The organism is Streptomyces sp. NPDC057253 (genome assembly GCF_042669125.1).
In the GTDB taxonomy this organism is placed as follows: Bacteria; Actinomycetota; Actinomycetes; order Streptomycetales; family Streptomycetaceae; genus Streptomyces.
This window is the reverse complement of sequence record NZ_JBHUXV010000006.1, coordinates 140,690-159,614: the sequence shown is the minus strand read 5'-3', so window position 1 is coordinate 159,614 and position 18,925 is coordinate 140,690. Positions and strand designations below refer to the sequence as shown.

Sequence of the window (18,925 nt, the reverse complement as noted above, 5' to 3'; positions counted from 1 at the left end):
GCATGGTCCTCGCCGGGCAGCTGGACGACCTCGGCGACAGCTGGATCACCATGCTCAAGGACTGGGCAACCAAGGGTCTCCAGGCCGGTCTGCTCGTCCTCGTCGTCGCCATCATGATCCAGAAGTTCTCGCTCAAGGCAGGCATCGGCGCCCTGCTCCTGATGATCATCGCGCTGGGGCTCTACAACTCCCGCGACAGCCTCGCCACCATGTTCGAAGACGAGATCAAAAACCCCGCCAAGGGCGCACCCGCCAACCCCGGCACCGTGCACGGCTCTGCCCCCGTCGCACGAGAACACCCCACCGGTGCCGGAGGCCGGCTGTGAGCGCCACGACCACCGCGGGCCGGATGAGCCGGTTCTACACCACCGCCCGCCGGCATCCGTGGGTGCTCGGCAAAGTCGCCGACTGGAAAATCCCACTCGGCCCCTACACACCCGCCCAGATCGCGGTCGCCGTCGCAGGCGGCTTCCTCCTCATCAAAACCATCAGCTGGTGGTCCTGGATGGGACCGATCCCGATCGCGGCCTGGCTGCTCTCGATCTGGGCCGTCCGCCGTCCGAAGATCGCCGGCCGTGCCCCGCTGCAGGCAGCACTGGGCTGGCTTCTGCTCCTCCGGCAACCCCGCGGCGGCCGGATCGGCGGCCGCGCCGCCCGCGACCACGCACCCCACCCCCTGACCGGCGGCTTCACCATCGAGGACGCGCCCGTCCCCGCCGTGGCAGCGACACCGTCCCCTACGGTGCAGCCGCGCACCGACCGAGCCCCCCACTCGAAACCAGACCCCAGCCGTTCGGCCACGCACCAGCACAGGGAGCCGACTGCTCCCGCGGTGCCGGTGGGGCCGGTTTCGGGGGTTCAGCAGCTGCTCGCGCTGGCTGAGCAGGGCGGGGGTGTGCGGTGAAAGTTCCGATCCGTCACATCGCCGGGCACCTGGTGTGGTCGACGCACGGCAGCGTCTGGGCCCTCTACCGCCTGCACCCGGGCCCGAACGCACAAGGGCAGCACGAGGAGGCCGTGCAGGGCACCTATGTGCCCGCTGCGGTCCGTGACGAACAGCTCGCCAAGATCACACACTTGGTGCGGTCGCTGTCCGGGGCGCCGCGGCTGTTCGGGCTGTGCGCGCAGGTCGACCCGGGCGAGATCGCCCTCAAGATGATCGAGGGCATCGAGCCGGCCGACACGGCACCGGACGACGGCCCGCACCCCTGGGTGGAGAACGTCGAAGCCACCCTGGATCTGCTGGACGACCAGGAGATGCACCACCGCACCCTGTGGCTCGCGGTGCCGCTCCAACCCGAGACAGGCGGCCTTCAACTATCGGCCACCCTCGGCGCGGCGTGGGCGGAGATGTCTCCCACGCTCGGCATGCGCCCGGCGCCAGTGGCGCAACGGGAGGTGACCGCCTACCGCGAGCAGGCCTCCCGGGTGGAGGCCGCACTCGCCGGCGGCATCGCCTTCCGCCCGGCCCGCCCGGCGGAAGTCGTGTGGATGATCCAGCACGCGTTGCACCGCGGCCTGGCCGAGCCGCTGCTGACACAAGCCGAATCCAGCGAGCTGTACGGCGGGCAACTGCGTGACGGCGTGCTGCACTCCCCCAGCTACGCCGACCTCGGCCAAGTACGCCTGCAGGAAGGCGGCATCGACCCCGACCTCGACGACACCCGTGACCTCAAGAGCTCCGACCGGATCACGCGCTCCGGGCGGAAGACCTGGTGGCGGGTGAACACCGGCTCGCCGCTCGGACGGCGCTGGCTGCAGATCGAATCCGACACCGGCACCGGCTATCAGGCGCAGCTTGCTCTGGCCGAGTGCCCGCCCGCGGTCAGTCAGGACGCCGCCGACCTCTTCGCCCAGCTGGAAACGCTCGACTTCCCCGTCGACTACACCAGCGACCTCACCCTCGTCCCGGCGGAGAAAGCCCGCGACCAAGTACGGCGCAAGAAGAACGAACTCATCGACCAGGCCGACCAGTACGACACCCGCCCCACCGGCACGCCCACCTCGCTCACCGAGGCCGCCCGTGATCTGGGCGAGCTGGACGCCCGCCTGTCGCGGACCAGTGTGGAGGTCGAGGTGCAGTCCGTGACCGTGCTGACGGTGTGGGGGCCGACCGCCGCCGTGTGCGACGCGAGGGCCCGCGCCCTGGCGGCGCTGCTGGGTGGCGCCGACTACCGGGCCGTGCGCCCGGCCGGCCTGCAGGAGGTCCTGTTCATGCTCGGCCTGCCCGGGACCGTACGGCCGGGTGTCGTGCGGGAGTTCACCCAGCACCAGGTCTCCGAAGACTGGGCGCTCGGCGGGGCCTTCACCGCCTCCGAGGTCGGCGACCCGAATGGGATGTTCCTCGGTATCGACCTGGACAGCGGCACCACCCGCCCCGTCATGATCAACGTGGCGGATGCGCCCAAGGTGGACGCGTCCGCGTCTATGGGCATCGTCGGGGACCTCGGGGCGGGCAAGAGCGTCCTGCAGAAGCTGATCTCGGAAGCGGTGTGGGCGCGCGGCGGCTGCGCCATCTGCATCGACCGCACCCCCGTACGCGAGTGGGCCAACTTTGCCCGCACCGCGGCCAAGGGGCGCGTGCAGATCATCGACGCCGCCCAAGCCGAGGTGTCCATCGACCCGCTGCGGATGTTCGACGGGCCTGAGGGGCGTCACTACGCCCTGTCCTACCTCACTCTGCAGCTGGGGATCGGCCCGATGAGCACCAACGGGGAGGTCCTTCACCACGCCGTCGAGCAGGCCGCCGCCAGTGACACCCCGTCCATGCACCGCGTGCTGGAAGTCCTCGAGGAGATGGCCAGGAGCGAGGTGGGCAAGCGGCAGGACGCGGCGTCCACGCTCGCCGGTCTCGTCCGCGTGGTCGCCACCAACTCTTTGGCACGGATGGTCTTCGACCCCACGCTGCCGCCAGTTCACCTGGACGCGTCCAGCACCTCCGACATGATCGTGATCACGACGGCGGGGCTGAAATTGCCGCCGAAGGCCGCGTTCGACAACCCGGAGGTGCTGCACCAGCAGCCGCTGGAGGCCCTGATCGGCCGCGCGGTGCTCTACCTGATCGCCGCTCTCGCCCGGCAGACAGCGTTTGAGGACCCCGAACGGTTCACCGCCGTAGTGGCCGACGAACTGTACTGGCTGACGTCGTCGGCCGAGGGCACGGCGCTGGTCCACGAAATCCTCCACGACGGCCGCAAACATGGCGCCGGCCTCCTTGCTGCCTCCCACGACGCCGTGGAACTCGGCCCCGATCGCGGCCTGATGGCTTACCGCGCGCTCGCCCGCACTGCTGACCGCGAACGTGCTCGCCGCGGTCTGGAGTTCGTGGGCCTTGACCCGAACGACGGCGAGCTGCTGCGGCTGGTGACCACTGGCTTGTCCCCCGTCGGCCGCAAGGGCCGGGAGGGCGAGTTCCTGCTGACCTGCCCGCGGCAGAACACCGGCCGGGTCAAGGTCTCCATCCCCCGTATCCCGCGCATTGCCACGTCCATCACGACCACACCGGGACGCAGAGCGAGCGCTGCTTCGCCGTCGGCGCCTGAGCCGCTCGCCGGTGAGGCCGCAGGGTCCCGTCCGAAGGAACTCGTCTGATGACTGCTTCTACCTGGGAACGCTCCCGTCGCCATACCGCGGCCGCGAGTGTCCTGACCCTGGTCGCTGTCGTGGTCGGCGTGCTCGTCCTGACCGTCAGGGTGGGTGTGCCTCAGGCGTGGTGGCCGCGCACGGGGCAGGCCTTCGCCTCGGACACCCATCCATCGGACCAGGACCCGTGCGCGCTGATCGTGGGTCCGGCCAAGGACTACTGCGAGCGCGGCACCGCGACCGCAGCACCCGCCGAGCAGCCGGGTGTTGCCGGTGCGGCGTGGCGGCTCGTGCCGGCCGGTGCCGGTGTGGCCGCCCTCGTGATGTGGCGGCTGCGGAGCCCTGTTGGGCAAAGGCGGCGCTGACATGTTCCGTCCAGACCGCGCGACCCTCCGCTCGGCCGCCTCCGTCGTGCTGCTCACCGGCGTGTTCGTCATGGTGAACAGCCAGGTCGTGTACGCGGCGAGCAGCAGCAGTGAGACCGGTGACCTCCTCGCCCCGCTGAACATCGACTCCTCCGAGGGTCTGCCGATCAACGGCTACGAGTTGGGTGCGGACGGGGGCTCGATCGTCAGTTTCAAGACGCAGGCCCTCGCCTTCGCCCTGTCCGGCCTGTTCACGATCATCCGGCTGTTGGTCGGACTGGCCGGCTGGGCCATCGAGGTCGCTCTCCGGTTTCCGCTGCTGACGATCCTCACCGCCCCCGCGCAGAAGGTCGCCGACGCCTACAACCATGTGGTCGTCGACGCCCTCGGTATCAAGGGGTTGTTGCTGGCCTGGGCTTTCGTCTTTGCCGGGTTCATGATGGTGCGCGGCCGAGTCGGCCGCGGTCTGGGGGAAATCTTCCTGACCCTGCTGATCGCGGCTTTCGCCGCCTCCACCTTCGTCCGCCCCGACTACCTGCTCGCCGCGAACGGGCCGCTGGGGCAGACCCAGCAAGTGGCCGCCGAGGTCGCCCAGGAGAGCGTCAACTCCTACGACTGGGGCGGCAAGATCGCCAGCACCGACCCCTGCGCAGACCTGGCCGGCAACGCCGAACTCCAGTGCCTGGAGCGTGAAGAGGAAGCCCCCGTCTCAGCAGCAGACGTGGCCCGCCCCCTGCAGGACTCGATCACCAACGCCCTGGTGGTCAAGCCGTTCATGCTGCTGGAGTACGGGCGCATCCTCGACCCCGCGAAGAAGGCCGACCGCGAGGCCTACGCCGTTCATCTGAAATGGGTCTCCGGCGGATACAAGGCCTACACCAGCGACGGCGATAACGGGGGCGCGGACTGTTCTCTGATCGCCCCGCCGGCGCGGAAGTACTGCGAGGAGCAGAACGAGAAGCTGAAGAAGGTGAAGGACAACTGCTCTTTGCTCAAAGGCCCGGCCAAGGAGATCTGCGAGCAGGACGGCACCTCCAAGGAACTCACCGGCAAACTGCCCGAGCTGACCCCGGGCGGTGAGCTGCTGGATGCCGCCAGCCCGGTGGTGTCCGAAGAGGACCAGGCATTCGCCGCGTTCCTGGCGGACATGAAGAAAGCCGGGGATGTCGGCAAGGCGTGCGCCGCCTACGCGGAACAGCCCACCTGGTGGCGGGTCGGCGGCGCCTTCCTGCTGCTGATCGCCGCTCTGTTCATCTGCGGCATGCTCCTGTCCAGCGCGATCGTCCTGCTCGGTACCCAGGGCGTGTGTGCCGGGGCGGCCGCCGTCGGTGGCGTCACCTTCATCGCGGGCATGCTGCCCGGGCCCGCCCGCCAGTCGGTGTGGAAGTGGCTGTCTCTTTGGGGCGTAGCGTGCCTCGCCGTCGTCGGTATCTGCGCCTTCATCCCCTTCTTTGGAATCGCCATCGACGCGACCGTCACCAACGGTCCCGATCTGATGGTCGAGCGCATCCTGCTGATTGATGTTCTCGCCATTGCTGGTGCGGCCGGGCACCGCCGTCTGCTGGCCGGGATCACGTCCTTCGGCAGGCGCATGGCGATGCGGATGCGCTACGCCAAGGTCGGCGGCACCCACCTGCCCGGCGACACCTCTGAGCTCGGCGCCGCACTCGCCCTCAACTCCCCCGCCGCGATGGGCGGATACGGCGGCGGCCTGCGCACCTTCACGGGCGGTGGGAGCGGCCGGTACGGGATGCTCGGCACCCGCCAGCGGCTGATGGGCGCCCTCACCTCCCTCATCGACGGTGCGGGCCTGCCTGTCGACACCGGCGGCATCCTCGCCGACGCCACCGCTGAAGCCGGGCGAGGCCTCGCCCCGCTCACCGCGGCCGCCGCCGTGGGCGGGCTGGGCGCGCGGCTCAGCACGAAGGGCGCGCACTGGCTGCTGATCGGAAAGCGACCGGACAAAGAGCAGCTGGCCAAGTGGCGCAAGCCCACCGCCGACGGCGACCCGAACACGGGCGGCAACCCGCCGGACGGCCGCGACGGTTCGGGTGGCACGGGCCCGCGTCGCCCTGGAGGCCCACCCGACCGTTACCGCAACGAACAGGGCCAGGTCGTCGACCGCGCCTCCGGCCAGGTGCTGCACGACCAGAACACCGACCGCACCCTGCTGTCCACCCGAACCCACAACCGACTGGTCCGCTTCCGCGGCTACCGCATCCTCAACCGCAGGGGCCGGACCGCCTATGGGGCAACGGTCGGTCTTCCCGCGAACGTCCGCCGGGCCCGGTCGGGAGGATCGCGCTACGCCCAGGACGCCCGCCAGCAAGTGCGGGTCTGGGGCAACACCATCCGCGAGGACGGCCGGGCGTGGGCGGACACGGGCCGTCATGTCTCCCGTGTCCTGCGGGAGCACACCGACGACAGCGGCGGCCCCGGCCCCTTCCTCAGCCGTCGTCTGCCCAGCCGCCCGGCACCAGCTCCCCGGCCGACCGGTTCTTCCGGCTCCCCGGCCCGCACGCGGCCGGCCTCACCGCGGGCCAGCGCGCCCGCAGCTGCGACCACGGCTGCAGCCGGTCCCCGGCCGAGCGCCCCGCCGACGTCCCCGACGGTGATGGCAGGCGGTGGGCCCCGGCGTCCGGCCGGCCCATCACCCGCGCGGTCCGGGCCGATCTTTCCCGGAGGGGGCAGCGCTCGCAGCGCCGCTCGTGACGAGGCCCGGGCCCGGTTCCAGGAGTTGATGCGCAGGACCGCGCCCGACGCAGAGCGCCTTCGTCAGGAGCGGGCCCGGCAGCCGGAGGACGGTGAGGACGAATGAGGCCGACCCGGCGCCGGATGGCGCGGTGGGGGCGTGTGGTGGCGCTGTTGCTGTTCGCCGCCGTGTGCTGTGCCGCACCGGTAGGCAACGCGATCAGCGCGTACGTCGCGCTGAAGTCGGGTGCCCAGGACGACGGCGGGATCGCCGAGGGCGGCAGCGCCGCGGACATCCCGCCGCGGATGCTCACTGCCTACAAGAAGGCCGTCCAGCAGGTCGGCCAGCACGTGCCTACATGCCAGGGCATGCACTGGCCGGTCCTCGCGGGGATTGCCAAGGTCGAGTCCAACCATGCAGTCGGGCGCAACATCGCCGGCAACGGCGACATCCGCCCGCGCATTTATGGAGTGCTCCTCAACGGGTCCGGAGCCGGCGGTAACACGACCTCCTTCCCCGACACCGACAACGGCCGCTGGGACGGAACCGCGAGCGCGGAGCGTGCTGTCGGCCCCTTCCAGTTCCTGCCCTCCACCTGGGACGGTGTCGGCGAAGACGCCAACGGTGACGGAAGGGCGGACCCGCACAACGCGGACGATGCCGCGCTCGGCGCGGCGATCTACCTGTGCGGCAAGGGACGTGACCTGACCCAGCGTGGCCAGCTCAAAGCGGCAGTCCTGCAGTACAACCAGTCGGGCGCATACGTCGCCAACGTGCTGGGCTGGATCGACCAGTACACGGCGGCCGCCAAGGACCCGGGCCTGAAAAACGTCACGGGCACGGTGCGCACCGTCATCGAGGCCGCGCAATCCCAGCGGGGGGTCCCCTACTCATGGGGCGGCGGCAACGCGAACGGCGCTTCCTACGGGATCTGCTGCTCGCCGAGCGGCAAGAGCGGCACAACCATCAGGGGCTTCGACTGTTCCGGGCTGACGCAGTACGCGTACGCGAGGGTCGGTATCAGCCTGCCGCGCGTCGCGGCCGCCCAGGCGGGTGTCGGCCAGCGGATCCCGGCCAGCCTCGGCACCAGTGCGCTCAAGGCTGGTGACCTCGTCTTCTACGCCACCGCTCCCGGACGTGATTCCACCATCTATCACGTCGGGATCTATGTCGGCGGCGGAAAGATGGTCAACGCTCCCCGTCCTGGGACCGTGGTGCGCCTGGACTCCGTCAACGCGATCTCGGGCTTTGCTGGGGGAGCCCGGCTGCTGTGACCACCACCCCGCGCTCACCGCGCCTGCTGTTGCTGAGCACCGTCATCCTCGCCGCCGCGGGTGTCGCCCTGCTGGGCGTGCAGCACGCTCAGGAGCCACCCTCCCCGGCTTCGACGGCGCGCGCGACCACGGAGGCCAACGTGCCCCCCGCCAGGGAGCCGACCGCTGGCACGGCTCCCTCTAGGACGTCCGCGGCATCGACCCCGTCGGCCGTCGAGTCGGCTCTGCCGCCGCACGGCGAGGGCGTGGCCGGCGACCCGGCGGTCCAGCGGAACCTGGAGATGGCATGGCCCGCCGACCTTCCCTCCAACGACGAACGCGAGTTGCTTGCCGCCGGTCGCTCGCTGCTTCGCGCGGACGCCACGGGAGTCGGCCGCGCGAGGTGGCCAGAGGTTTTCCCCGACTCCGGCCAGGCGGTAGCCCCGGCGTTCGCCACCACTCGCTTTCGTATCCAGGCCGCGATCGCCCGCCGCGACGGCAGCCCGGACAAGGCGGTGGTCCATCTGGTGTGGGCTGGCATGGACCGCGGCGGCACCTTCACCGACCTCCGCATCACCGACTGGTTCTTCACCCGCACTATCAAGATGGGAGCAGCGACGTGGACTCCGCAGCCCCGTACCTGACGGACCGGGCCGATGACACGGCCCCGGGTCAACTACTCGTCCTGGTCACCAGCCTGGTCAACGCCGTCGGCTGGCTCTATGACCACTGGTACCTGCTCGCTCTGGCGATCGCCGTGTGCTGGGGCGTGGGTGAGCTGGTGGTGCGTCGGCTCGCGGCGAAGGCATCGGCTGAGCGGATGGCCCTGGAGCTCGTCTCCAACCGGCATTTCGACCCTGGCCTGGAGGAAATCTTCCGGCGCGGTGTTCAGCTTGCCCGCGCATCGACGGCCATGCCCTGGTGGGTGCCGCGCCGCGCGAAGGCGGTTCAGATCCGGCTGCGCGCGGACGGCAGTACACCGTTGCGCTACCGCATCGAGGGCCCGGCGGGCGGTGAACGTCTGTTGTCCATCACCCCGTTCGGGCCGGACGTCACCGTCAACCGGGCGAGGCCGATCGTGGACGAGCCGCGGACGCACACGGTGCGAGCCGAGTTCATCCTGCGGGGCAAGCTCACCTCACCGCTGCGCGAGGTGCCGCTCACTCCGGACCCGCTTCAGCCGCTCGTCGACGCCGTGGCCGACTTGCGTGCAGAGCTCGGCGACCTCGCCGAGATCAGGCTCGACATCCAGCGGGCTCCGAAGTGGGCGCTCCGGGCTCGTCGCCTGCAGTTGATGAGTGCCGCGCGCAGGTCCGAACGCCGTGAGGCCCAGCGCGCTGCGCGGTGGCTGCGGCAGGACGCCAGCGGCATCGAGGACTCCTGGGGCGGGCAGCTGCAGCAACTCCTCAGTGACAAACCTGGCTCAGGTACCGGGAGGCGGCTGGTGATGCCGCCCGTGCCCCGCCGGGTGGAGCCGGCCGAGGCGCTGGGCAAGCTCGCCGAGGACGACCACCTGGTCCGCGTCCAGTTGCTCGTGATGTGCGCCTCGAACACCGAGGGCCGCGCCCAGGCCCGTCTCGCCCAGATGCAGGCAGCGTTCGATGTGTTCGGCGGTCGCTCCCGGTGGGCCATGCGCGGCTGGCGGCTCGGCCCGTGGCGGATCGGCGCCGACCACTGGCCCACCCAGCACGGCTTCGAGCGCCGCTGGAACCTGGGGCGCTGCCAGCCGCCCCGCGCCAACTGGGTGCGCCTGGAGGAACTCACCGGCCTGCTCAAGCCCCCCACCGTGAACTGCCGGCTGCCGGTACTCGCCGGGGACCTGCCCACCTTCGAGTTCGGCAAGCCCGAGTTGCTGCTGCAGGGCATCTACCGGGGCCCAGACGGCCGGGAGCGGCTGGTCGCCACGTACGCCGAGGAGACCTTGTTCGAGGTCGGGACGGGCAAGGCCGGCGGCGGCAAGACAGAGCGGGCCCTCGCTCAGGCGATCGGCTGGGCGCACGCGGGCGGCGGGCTGGTCTTCGTGGACCCGCACCGCGACCCCTGGCCGCGCGCGATGCCGTTCCTCGCCCACGAGAAGCTGATGCCGCGGATCGCGCTGGTCGACCTCAACGGGCTGGGCGCCAACCCCCGCGTCAGTTCGTGGAATCCGCTCGGCATGCACCACGGCCAGGCGGCGCACGAGGTCGTCGAGGCGATCGCCGACGCCTACGCCTCCGCACTGGCCTGGGACGACGCGACCGCGCCGCGCGCACTGACCATCCTCACCGCCGCGCTCACCGTCTTGGTCGCGGTGAACGAGGCGGCCTGCCAAGCGGGCCAGCCCGAGGACCAGGCCACGATCTTCCACGTACGGGCCCTGCTCACCGATGCGCCGTTTCGCAAAGCCGCGCTCACCGCAGTGGCGGGCCGGCTGGACGAAGAGACCCGCTCATGGTGGAAGGCGGTGTTCCCGACCCTGCCGCCCGACGCGTTCGCGGTAGTCCTCAACCCGATCACCCGACTGGCCGGCAACCCGGTCACCCGTGCCTTCCTCGGCCAGCCGGTCGGGGTCTACAACATCCGCTCGGCGATGGACTCCAAGATGATCGTGTGGGTGTGCCCGGGCGGCAACGGGCCCACCGACCGCCTGGTGACGGCGCTACTCGCCCGTGATCTGCTGCGGGCCGCCCGCTCCAGGCGCGATACGCCCGAGGAGAAGCGGGTGCCCTTCCGGCCGTACTTCGACGAGCTGATCACCCTGACCGGCGCGGCCCCGGAGACCATCGCCGCCATGTTCGAGGATCTGCGCAAGTACCGGTGCCACGTCCACGGCATGACCCAGCTCCTGTCCCGCCTGCCTACCCCGGTGCGCCTGTCGTTGGTGCAGAACGCGTCCACGCTGGCCACCACCGCCGGGTCGAAGTCAGCGATTGCGCCTGTCACCGCGGAGTGGGGCGACAACCCGAGCCCGGACCGGGTGGCCACCATGGAGCGTTTCGAGCACTACGTCTCCCTGAACGTCCACGGCCGCCGTGTCGGCCCCATCCGGTTGCGCGGCCCCCATCTCGACGCCGTCTTCGCCGCCCAGGCCCGCCCGAAGCACGTCGGAGAGCTGGAGCGGGCCGCGCAGGCCAACGCCGAAGCACGCCCGCTGGGCCAGCTCACCGACCGCGCCGCGCGGCAGCTCGGCCGGGTCTCCGCCTTCCTCGCCGCGCACGCACCCGCCGACGCCGCCGCTGTCCCCCTGTCGAAAAAGGAGAAGGAGAACGAATGGACCTGACCGCCGCCCGGGACACGGAGCGGGCGCCGGCGGGCTTCACACCCAGTCCCACCGAGCCCCTCAAGCATCAGCTCCTGGCCACGCTCGCCCAGCACCGTATGGCTTCCACCCACCAACTGCACGTCCTGTTACGGCCGGACCGTTCCCGTCAGTCGGTCTCGGAGCGGCTGAACGATCTGCTCGGCGAGCGCCTGGTCGACTTTGTCGTGCTGCCGCAGTCCCATCGCACCCGGGTCTGGTACCTGACGCACAAGGGCGCCCGCCTTACCCGGGACTGGCCCGCGTTGCGGGGCCGGCCGCCGTATCCGATCACCTCGGCCACCGCCGCCTCCCTGAAGACTCCGCACACCTTGACGGTCCTGCGGACGCACCTGGCGTTCGTCGCGGATGCCCGGCGCCGCGGCGACGAGCACGGTCACCTGGACTGGACCCCGGAGGTCTTCCACGCGATCGGCGACGGAGAGAAGGTCGTGGCCGACGCGGTCATGCACTACACGCTCATCGAGGCCCAACAGCGACGCAAACTACGGGCGTTCGTCGAAGTCGACCGCGCCACCATGAGCAGCGAGCGCCTGGCGGCGAAACTGATCGAATATGCGCGGTTGTGGACGTACGAGCCGCAGGCGATCGGCCGACGCCGGCAGACGGTTGGCCGGGGCTGGCTGCGCTGGTATCCCGTGTACCCGCGGGTCCTGTTCGTGCTGACCGGCTCCGGACGTCAGGCGATGGACAACCGGATCAGCGATTTGAAGGCCATGGTCGCCCACCATCCGCTTGTGGCCGAGTTCGCTCGAGAAGTGCCGCTGGGGGCCACCGTCCTGGAGGACCTGGACGCGTACGGCCCGACCGCTGATGTGTGGGTTCCACTGGTCGGCGACAAGGCCCGCCCATGGACCGAGCTGTGAAACCACGTGTGCCACGTGCGAATGCCGCAACCCTGCAACTGAACCTCAAACCCCCTTGCAATTTGCGTACGCGAACATCTAACTTACGCAAGTGCAGCGCCGGACTCACGTCTGTCGCCACTGCCGCACACCGACACCAGGAGACGTCGCATGCTGTACCCATCACCCGGGTTCGCAGTCCGGAATCCCACCCGTCGGTGGGCGGCCCGCGCAGGGACAACGTCGAGTCAATACGGCGCGCCGGATCCCGCCAAGTGGCGCATTCCCGAAAACCGGCCACACTCCCGCTTTTCGGCATGAAGACTTGTCGACCTTCGCGACCCGTTGTGACCAGATATCACCCAAGTTGCCTGCGAGAACTTCTTTTTACTAGTGGGATGTTGACTGGCATATGCGTAATCTCTCGACTACCAACAGGTCATCGGTGCAGCTCATGCAGGGCACACAGTCGGTTTCCGAGCGGCGATTTGGGACGTTCAGCCCAATCAGCCAGCACTGAACGGGGAGGAAAAGTGAAGCGATCACTAGACCGCCAGCCAGCGCCCGCCACGGTGCGCATCCGAAAGCACGTAACTGCCCTGCTCCTGGCAGGCGGTCTGGTGGCTCTGGCCGGCTGCAGTTCCAACGATCCAGATGCCGCATCTCCCTCGGACGCCAACTCCAGGTCTGCAGCCAAGTCGCCGACCCCTTCGGCGTCTGCCACCACCGTCGATGCCACCGTCATCGCGGTGTACGGGGCCTACTGGCGGGAGATGGAGAAGCTCTACGCCGACTCCACGGGTAGGAACGCGCAGCTCGACAAGTACGCCGCGTCTGCCGCGTTGAAGAACGCCGAGGCAGATGCCAAGCGCGCTCATGACCGCGGCCGCATCTACACCGGCAGCGTCGCCCTCACCGACCAGACCGTCACCAAGGTCGATGCCTCGGGCAAGGTCCCCAACGCGACCGTCTCCAGTTGCCTGGACATCTCCAAGTGGCGGAGGGTCGATGCCGAAACCAAGAAGCCGGTGGCCCAACCGGAGAACCGGCTGACGAAGTACCGGATTCTCAGCACCGTCGAGAAGTACCCGGGAGGCTGGCGCGTCACCCGCGATGAGCCCCAGGGGAAGTCATGCTGACGCGCCGCACTGCCATCACCGTGTTAACCGTCCTGGCCACACTCTCTGTCCCTGTCACCAGCTACGCGGACGATGACCCCGGCGGTATCGAGTGCGGCCTGTACGACTGCGAGGTCGAGGTAGACGTCCCCGGACAGGGCGGCGGCCAAGCAGGCGGCAGCGGCAGCGGCAGCGGCAGCACGGACGGAACAGGTGGAAGCGGTTCATCCGAAGGGGGCGACCCCACCGACAAGACGGTCTGCGTCTACAAGCTCGCAGACCCGCAGCCACCAGCCGGCAGCCTGGATTGGGAAGGCCGCGAACCCGGCGACGGAGCCGTGTACGAACAGACATGCGGCTGGGGTGGCGTCGACGGAGACACCATCATTCGGATGGTCTGGTTGGCCGATCTGCCTCCGCAAGAGACTGTCGACCCGGCTGTCCTGGCGCAGCGGGCCGTCGACTCGATGACTCTGCTTGGTCCGGACATCGCCAGTCCGCGTGCGGCCGGGAAGTACACCGTAGGTGTCCCGATGTGGATGTGGGTCAACCAGAGCGCCACAACGTACGGACCGAACACCGCGTCGGCCTCGGCGGGAGGGATCACTGTTACCGCGACCGCGAAGGTGTCGAAGATCGAGTGGAAGATGGGCGACGGCGCCAGCGTGACGTGCAACGGACCGGGCACGCCCTACACGTCATCTGAGGGCATGGCCCAGTCCCCGACCTGCGGACACGTGTACTCCAAGACGTCGGCCGGTGCCCAGAGCGCCAAGTTCCCGGTGACCGCGACCTCAACGTGGACGATCAACTGGCAGGGCGGCGGACAAGCCGGCCAGCTCACCGAGGTCCGGCAGACCAACGTGCAGGTGGCGGTCGGCGAAGTCCAGGTCGTCAGGTAGCCGCCGGAAGGACAGAACGGTGAGCAAGACTCAAGTAGACACAGCCCCTAACGGCCTCCCCCAACAAGGGCGCGTGGCCAGACCGGTCACGCCGCCCCGGGTGTCAGCGCGCAGGCGACGACCAGGCATCATCGCCCTGTCTCTGGCGCTGATCGCCGCCGGCGGCGCCGGAGTTGCCTTACTCCTGCTCCAAGTCGGCAACCGCACGGACGTCGTGACGGTGGTCCGCGACGTCCAGGTCGGCCAGGTTCTCACCGAGGACGACCTGGGCAAGGCCTCGCTCGCCCTGGACCCGGCCGTCAAGGCGGTACGCGCCGACAACCTGAAGTCGGTGGTGGGCAAGCGGGCCGCCGTCGAGCTCAAGCCCGGCTCCCTGCTCTCCCCCTCGCAGGTGACGAAGGACAACCTGGTGAAGGCCGGCGAGCAGTTGGTGCCGATCGGCCTGGAACCCAAGCAGATCCCGGCCACCGCTTTGGTGCCGGGCCAGAAGGTTCAGCTGGTCCACGTCCCGGCCCAGGGCACCACGGACACGGACAAGACGTCCGGTGCCACGCCGCAGACCATCGACGGCCGCGTCGTGAAGGCGTCCGGAGCCGCACCCGGGACGGGAATCGTTGTCGTCGACGTCGCCACCGCCGCGACCGACGGCCCCACAGCCGCCGCATGGGAGGCGGCCGGCACTCTGCGCCTGGTCCTCGCTGCTCCGGACGGTGACTGATGGCCGTCATCGCGCTCGCCGGGTGCAGCGGAGCGCCCGGCGTGACCACGAGCGCCCTCGCTCTGCTGCTGTCGTGGCCTCTGGACCCGGGCCGCCGGATGATCCTCGCTGAGTGCGACCCGGACGGCGGAGCCGTGCTGCACGGTCTACTGCAGGGCTCGCTCGGCGACCGGTACGGGCTGCGCAATCTCTCGGTCGCCGCCCGCAAGAACGAGTTCAGCGACGCCTTCTGGCGCCAGTTGATCGACCTCAGCAGTGAGGACGGCAAGCAGGAGTCCCCGCGTGACCGGCTGCTACTGCCCGGTCTCACCGATCCTGCCCAGGCGGCAAGTCTGGGTTCGGTCTGGAAGATCCTGGCGCAGATGTTCCGCGGCATCGACGCCCAGACCCAGCACGACGTGCTGATCGATCTCGGCCGTCGCGGAGGTTCCGGACCCTCGGGCATCCTGGCGGAACAGGCGGATGCCGTGTTCGTCGTGGTCCGCAATACGCTGCGCTGCCTGCAAGCGGCCGAGGGCCGAGTGCGCACGCTCGAAGAGCGCGTGGGCGATGTCGGCGTCGTGATGATTGATGAAGGGCCGTATCCGGCGGGTGAGGTGCAGCGGGTCCTCCAGGTGCCGGTGGTGGCCACGCTGCCGTACGCGCCGAAGGACGCCCGGGTGCTGTCCGACGGGGCCGAGCAGCCGCGCCACTTCACGAAGTCGTCGCTCATGAAGGCCGCGCGCACTGCCAGCACGGTGCTGGTGCAGCGGGTCGCGTTGCGCCGGGCCCGCCTCGATCCCCGCAACCTGCGTACCCCGGGCGGGGAGGTGACCCGTGCACGGTAGGCCCCTGCACCCCGACCCGAGCGTGGCTCCGCCGCCTCCGACGCTGCTATCCCAGAGAAATGGCAACCCGTCACCTGCCGGTGCTGTCTCAAGCACCCACGCGCTCGGCGTGGCAGTCCCTCAGGTCACCGTCGACTATAAAGTGGCCCGGGACATCGCGTCCCAGGTCGCGAAGCAGCGCGAGGAGCTGCTGAAGACCAAGCCCGATATGGACATGGCCAGCGAGGAGCAGCGCTGCCTGAACTGGATCGCCGAGGCCGTCGCGTTGTGGTCGGACGCCCAGGCCATGACGCCGCAGGAGGACGAGGCGCTGCGGCGCGCGGTATATGACCTGCTCTTTAGGGCCGGCAGGCTTCAGCCGTATCTGGACGATGACCGGGTCGAGGACATCATCATTCAGGGCCCGCACGAGGTGTGGCTCGACTACGGCGACGGCGAACGCCGCAAGGTGGGGCCGATCGCCGAGTCGGAAGAGGAATTGCTGGAACTGCTGAGGGAGTTGGCCCGGGGCTCGGGGCACAACGAGCGCACCATCTCCACGGCGAACCCCACCCTCGCCTTGTCTCTGCAGGACGGCTCGCGTCTGCAGGCCATCACCGGGCTGGGTCCGATGACCTATGCGGTCATCCGCCGGCACCGGGTCTCCCACGCCGATCTTGACGACCTCGTACGGCTGGGCACGATCGACCCGATCCTGCGCGAGTTCCTCGGGGCGTGCGTGCGCGCGGAGAAGAACATCATGATCGCGGGGAAGCAGAAGGCCGGGAAGACCACCCTGCTGCGGGCGATGCTCAAGGAGTTCGACCCCGAGACGCGGTTTGCGACCATCCAGACCGAGGATGAGCTGTTCGCCCACGCCAATGGCTACCACCGGCAGGTCGTCTCCCTGATCGGCCGCGAGTCCAACGGTGAGAAGGACGTCACCGGGCGCGGCGCCGGCGAGGTCACACTCCTGGACCTGATGCACCCGGCGCTGCGGATGTCGCTGGAGCGGATCGTGGTCGGCGAGGTCCGCGGGCCCGAAGTCGTCGCAATGATGCAGGCATTGACGAACGGATCCGGCGGCAACCTCTGCACGATCCACGCCCGCCGTCCGGACATCATCTTCGACCGGATCGCCGAGTTGTACGCGCTGGCCCAGGGGAACCTGTCCGAGCAGCTCGCCTACCGGCAGACCGCCAACGGCCTGGACTTCATCGTCTACGTCGACATCACGGACGAGACGCAGATCGGCGGCCGCCGCCACCGCTACGTCTCCCACGTCCTGGAACTGACCGGGATCGGCGAGAACGGACGCCCCGCCACCAACTCGATCTTCTCCCCCGGCAGCGAGTGGGGAGAGCTTCGGGCCGTGCCCCGGATGGACCCGGGCTGCATCGATGACTTGCGCCGTGTCGGGTTCGACTCCTCGCTCCTGCAACAGCCCTACGGGGCCTGGTCGGCGCCGCTCCCGCTACAAGTGGGGGCGGGCCGATGACGCTGTTGTTCGGACTGCTGTGCGGCATGGCCGTCACCGGAGGCCTGGTCGGTCTTGTCGCGGGTGTCGTGGGCACCACGGCTCCGCGCCGGGCCCCGCTGCACCGGCGCTGGCAGGCAGCGCTGCGCGGTGGGCAGATTCAGAGCGAAGACACCCGGATGCGCCGGCGGACCCTCATGGTCGCGGGCGCCGTGGTCTTCGCGGGCGTGTGGCTGGTATCCGGGAACTTCGTCGGCGGCGTGCTGCTCGGCGCCGGCGTCATCGGCGTACCGTGGCTGATCACCCCCGCGCAGATGGCGCAGGACCGCATCGGCCAGCTGGAGGCGCTGAGCGAGTGGACACAGCGGCTCGCCGGCCTGCTGCGCCTGGGCATGGGCCTCGAACAGGCGATGGTCACCAGCCGGCAGGGGGCGCCAGAGGAGCTCGCCCCGCAGATCATCAACCTGTCGGACCGGCTGCGCCTGGGATGGCGGCCGGAAGGAGCCCTGCGGGCTTTCGCCGACGAGCTGGACGATGTCACCGCCGACAAGGTGGTCGCCGCGCTCATCCTGTCCGTCAACGACCGCGGCCCCGGCCTTGCCCAGGCGCTGGAGGACCTGTCGGGCACCGTCCGTGAGGAGGTCGCCAAGAAGCGCGCCATCGAGGCAGACCGGGCCAAGCCCCGGACGACCGTGCGCTGGATGACCATCATCACCGTGGGGGTCGTCGTAGCCGGGTTCTTCGTGCCGTCCTACACCAAGCCCTACTCCACGCTCCTGGGCCAGCTCGTGCTCGCGTTCCTGACGGCCGGATTCGTCGGCGTGCTCGCCCTGATGCGGCAGCTGGGCAACTTCCGCCGCATCCCGCGGTTCCTGGTCACCGACCCGAGCAGCACCGTCCGTCTGCCCGCCCCCGCACCGGAACCGGAGTCCCATGGGCCGGCCGCTGCCCGCGAGCCGGAAGGAGCCACCCCGTGAACCTGATCCCCGTGGTCCTGACCGGCGGCACGATCGGCGCCGGCGTCGCCCTGCTGATCCGTGAACTCCTGCAGCCGCAGCCCGCGCTGGGACCGGCGCTCAGGCGCACGGCCCCGGCGACCCTGACATTGCCCGAGCCGGAACTGGACCGCGACGAGATCTGGGGACGGTGGCTGCTGGCCCGCATCGAGCGGCTTCCGGGAGTCCGCGTCCCCACCACAAACCTCGCCCTGCTCGGTCAGGGACCGGGCCAGTTCATGCTGAAGAAGACCGCGCTCGCCGCGCTGGGCCTCCTCTGCCCAGTCATCGCGACGATTCCGTGGACCATCGCGGGCGTGGGCCTGCCGTTCTACGTGCCCGCCGTCGTCGGACTCGTCATCGCCGGGCTTTTGTTCATCACCCCCGATCTCGCCGTGCGGGACCAGGCCAAGCGGGCACGGGAGGAATTCGCGCACGCCCTGTCCGCCTACCTCGACCTGGTCGCACTCAAGCGGGCCGCCGACGCCGGCCCCGCCGAGGCGTTGGAGAAAGCCGCCGAGGTCGGCGAGGGCTGGCCTTTCCTGTATCTGCAGGCCGCGCTGCGCCGCGCCCGCCTGGAGAAGATCCCGCCCTACCAGGCACTCACCGAGCTGTCCGCCCAGTACGAACTGCCCGTCCTCGACGATGTCGCCGACATCATGCGCGGCAGCGCCACCGACGGCGCCGCCGTCTACAAGGCGCTGCGAGCCCGCACCGCCGCCCTCAACGCTGAACTCCTCGCAGATCAGGCCGCCGAGGCGAACACAGCCAGCGAGAAAATGACCGCGCCGGGCGCCTTGCTCGCCGTCTTGGTGATGCTGCTGATGGCGTTCCCCGCGGTGATCCGCATGCTGACCGTCTGACACCACCACGT

Annotated in this window: 16 protein-coding genes; all 16 read left to right on the top strand. The window is 69.8% G+C overall.

All coding sequences use genetic code 11. The features are described 5' to 3' along the window. Positions 1-2: 2 nt before the first annotated feature. The 16 genes from ACFULQ_RS05370 to ACFULQ_RS05295 all read left to right on the top strand — a co-directional run bounded on the left by ACFULQ_RS05370 (position 3) and on the right by ACFULQ_RS05295 (position 18,914). Entirely contained in the window at positions 3-326 is a 324-nt protein-coding gene (locus tag ACFULQ_RS05370) for a hypothetical protein (protein WP_383538477.1), read from the top strand. A 23-nt stretch (positions 327-349) separates the two neighbouring features. Then, on the top strand, positions 350-904 hold the full coding sequence (locus ACFULQ_RS05365; RefSeq protein WP_383538475.1) for a hypothetical protein: 555 nt from the start codon (positions 350-352) through the stop codon (positions 902-904). Then, positions 901-3,591: an ATP-binding protein gene (locus tag ACFULQ_RS05360; RefSeq protein WP_383538439.1), complete on the top strand. Its 2,691-nt coding sequence runs from the start codon at positions 901-903 to the stop codon at positions 3,589-3,591. Before ACFULQ_RS05365 ends, ACFULQ_RS05360 begins: the two co-directional genes overlap by 4 nt. Then, entirely contained in the window at positions 3,591-3,947 is a 357-nt protein-coding gene (locus ACFULQ_RS05355) for a hypothetical protein (RefSeq protein ID WP_383538437.1), read from the top strand. The genes ACFULQ_RS05360 and ACFULQ_RS05355 overlap by 1 nt, the downstream gene beginning before the upstream one ends. Position 3,948: 1 nt before the next feature. After that, positions 3,949-6,765: a hypothetical protein gene (locus ACFULQ_RS05350; RefSeq protein ID WP_383538434.1), complete on the top strand. Its 2,817-nt coding sequence runs from the start codon at positions 3,949-3,951 to the stop codon at positions 6,763-6,765. Positions 6,766-6,803: 38 nt separating this feature from the next. Continuing rightward, positions 6,804-7,913, top strand: a complete 1,110-nt coding sequence (locus ACFULQ_RS05345) for a C40 family peptidase (RefSeq protein WP_383538431.1) — start codon at positions 6,804-6,806, stop codon at positions 7,911-7,913. Next, positions 7,910-8,536: a hypothetical protein gene (locus ACFULQ_RS05340; RefSeq protein WP_383538428.1), complete on the top strand. Its 627-nt coding sequence runs from the start codon at positions 7,910-7,912 to the stop codon at positions 8,534-8,536. Before ACFULQ_RS05345 ends, ACFULQ_RS05340 begins: the two co-directional genes overlap by 4 nt. Beyond that, on the top strand, positions 8,512-11,151 hold the full coding sequence (locus ACFULQ_RS05335) for an ATP/GTP-binding protein (RefSeq protein WP_383538425.1): 2,640 nt from the start codon (positions 8,512-8,514) through the stop codon (positions 11,149-11,151). The genes ACFULQ_RS05340 and ACFULQ_RS05335 overlap by 25 nt, the downstream gene beginning before the upstream one ends. Continuing rightward, a complete protein-coding gene (locus tag ACFULQ_RS05330) occupies positions 11,142-12,056 on the top strand; it encodes a replication-relaxation family protein (protein ID WP_383538423.1) in 915 nt (304 codons plus the stop codon). The genes ACFULQ_RS05335 and ACFULQ_RS05330 overlap by 10 nt, the downstream gene beginning before the upstream one ends. Positions 12,057-12,568: 512 nt before the next feature. Next, complete coding sequence (locus ACFULQ_RS05325; RefSeq protein ID WP_383538420.1) at positions 12,569-13,174, top strand: hypothetical protein; 606 nt, start codon at positions 12,569-12,571, stop codon at positions 13,172-13,174. Then, a complete protein-coding gene (locus ACFULQ_RS05320) occupies positions 13,168-14,055 on the top strand; it encodes an ATP/GTP-binding protein (protein WP_383538418.1) in 888 nt (295 codons plus the stop codon). The genes ACFULQ_RS05325 and ACFULQ_RS05320 overlap by 7 nt, the downstream gene beginning before the upstream one ends. Before the next feature lie 73 nt (positions 14,056-14,128). Beyond that, positions 14,129-14,773, top strand: coding sequence for an SAF domain-containing protein (locus ACFULQ_RS05315; RefSeq protein WP_383538415.1), 645 nt, complete (start codon positions 14,129-14,131; stop codon positions 14,771-14,773). Then, on the top strand, positions 14,773-15,600 hold the full coding sequence (locus ACFULQ_RS05310; RefSeq protein ID WP_020123817.1) for a hypothetical protein: 828 nt from the start codon (positions 14,773-14,775) through the stop codon (positions 15,598-15,600). The genes ACFULQ_RS05315 and ACFULQ_RS05310 overlap by 1 nt, the downstream gene beginning before the upstream one ends. Continuing rightward, positions 15,590-17,077 (top strand): CpaF family protein, encoded by a 1,488-nt coding sequence (locus tag ACFULQ_RS05305; protein ID WP_383538413.1) that lies wholly within the window; start codon positions 15,590-15,592, stop codon positions 17,075-17,077. The genes ACFULQ_RS05310 and ACFULQ_RS05305 overlap by 11 nt, the downstream gene beginning before the upstream one ends. After that, complete coding sequence (locus ACFULQ_RS05300; RefSeq protein WP_383538410.1) at positions 17,074-18,033, top strand: type II secretion system F family protein; 960 nt, start codon at positions 17,074-17,076, stop codon at positions 18,031-18,033. The genes ACFULQ_RS05305 and ACFULQ_RS05300 overlap by 4 nt, the downstream gene beginning before the upstream one ends. Further along, complete coding sequence (locus ACFULQ_RS05295; protein WP_383538408.1) at positions 18,030-18,914, top strand: type II secretion system F family protein; 885 nt, start codon at positions 18,030-18,032, stop codon at positions 18,912-18,914. Before ACFULQ_RS05300 ends, ACFULQ_RS05295 begins: the two co-directional genes overlap by 4 nt. Positions 18,915-18,925: the final 11 nt, after the last annotated feature.

What these genes read in the sequence shown, in the direction of transcription:
- ACFULQ_RS05370 (WP_383538477.1), top strand. Translation starts at nt 3, where the DNA reads ATGGTCCTCGCCGGGCAGCTGGACGACCTCGGCGACAGCTGGATCACC.
- ACFULQ_RS05365 (WP_383538475.1), top strand. Translation starts at nt 350, where the DNA reads ATGAGCCGGTTCTACACCACCGCCCGCCGGCATCCGTGGGTGCTCGGC.
- ACFULQ_RS05355 (WP_383538437.1), top strand. Translation starts at nt 3,591, where the DNA reads ATGACTGCTTCTACCTGGGAACGCTCCCGTCGCCATACCGCGGCCGCG.
- ACFULQ_RS05350 (WP_383538434.1), top strand. Translation starts at nt 3,949, where the DNA reads ATGTTCCGTCCAGACCGCGCGACCCTCCGCTCGGCCGCCTCCGTCGTG.
- ACFULQ_RS05330 (WP_383538423.1), top strand. Translation starts at nt 11,142, where the DNA reads ATGGACCTGACCGCCGCCCGGGACACGGAGCGGGCGCCGGCGGGCTTC.
- ACFULQ_RS05320 (WP_383538418.1), top strand. Translation starts at nt 13,168, where the DNA reads ATGCTGACGCGCCGCACTGCCATCACCGTGTTAACCGTCCTGGCCACA.
- ACFULQ_RS05310 (WP_020123817.1), top strand. Translation starts at nt 14,773, where the DNA reads ATGGCCGTCATCGCGCTCGCCGGGTGCAGCGGAGCGCCCGGCGTGACC.
- ACFULQ_RS05300 (WP_383538410.1), top strand. Translation starts at nt 17,074, where the DNA reads ATGACGCTGTTGTTCGGACTGCTGTGCGGCATGGCCGTCACCGGAGGC.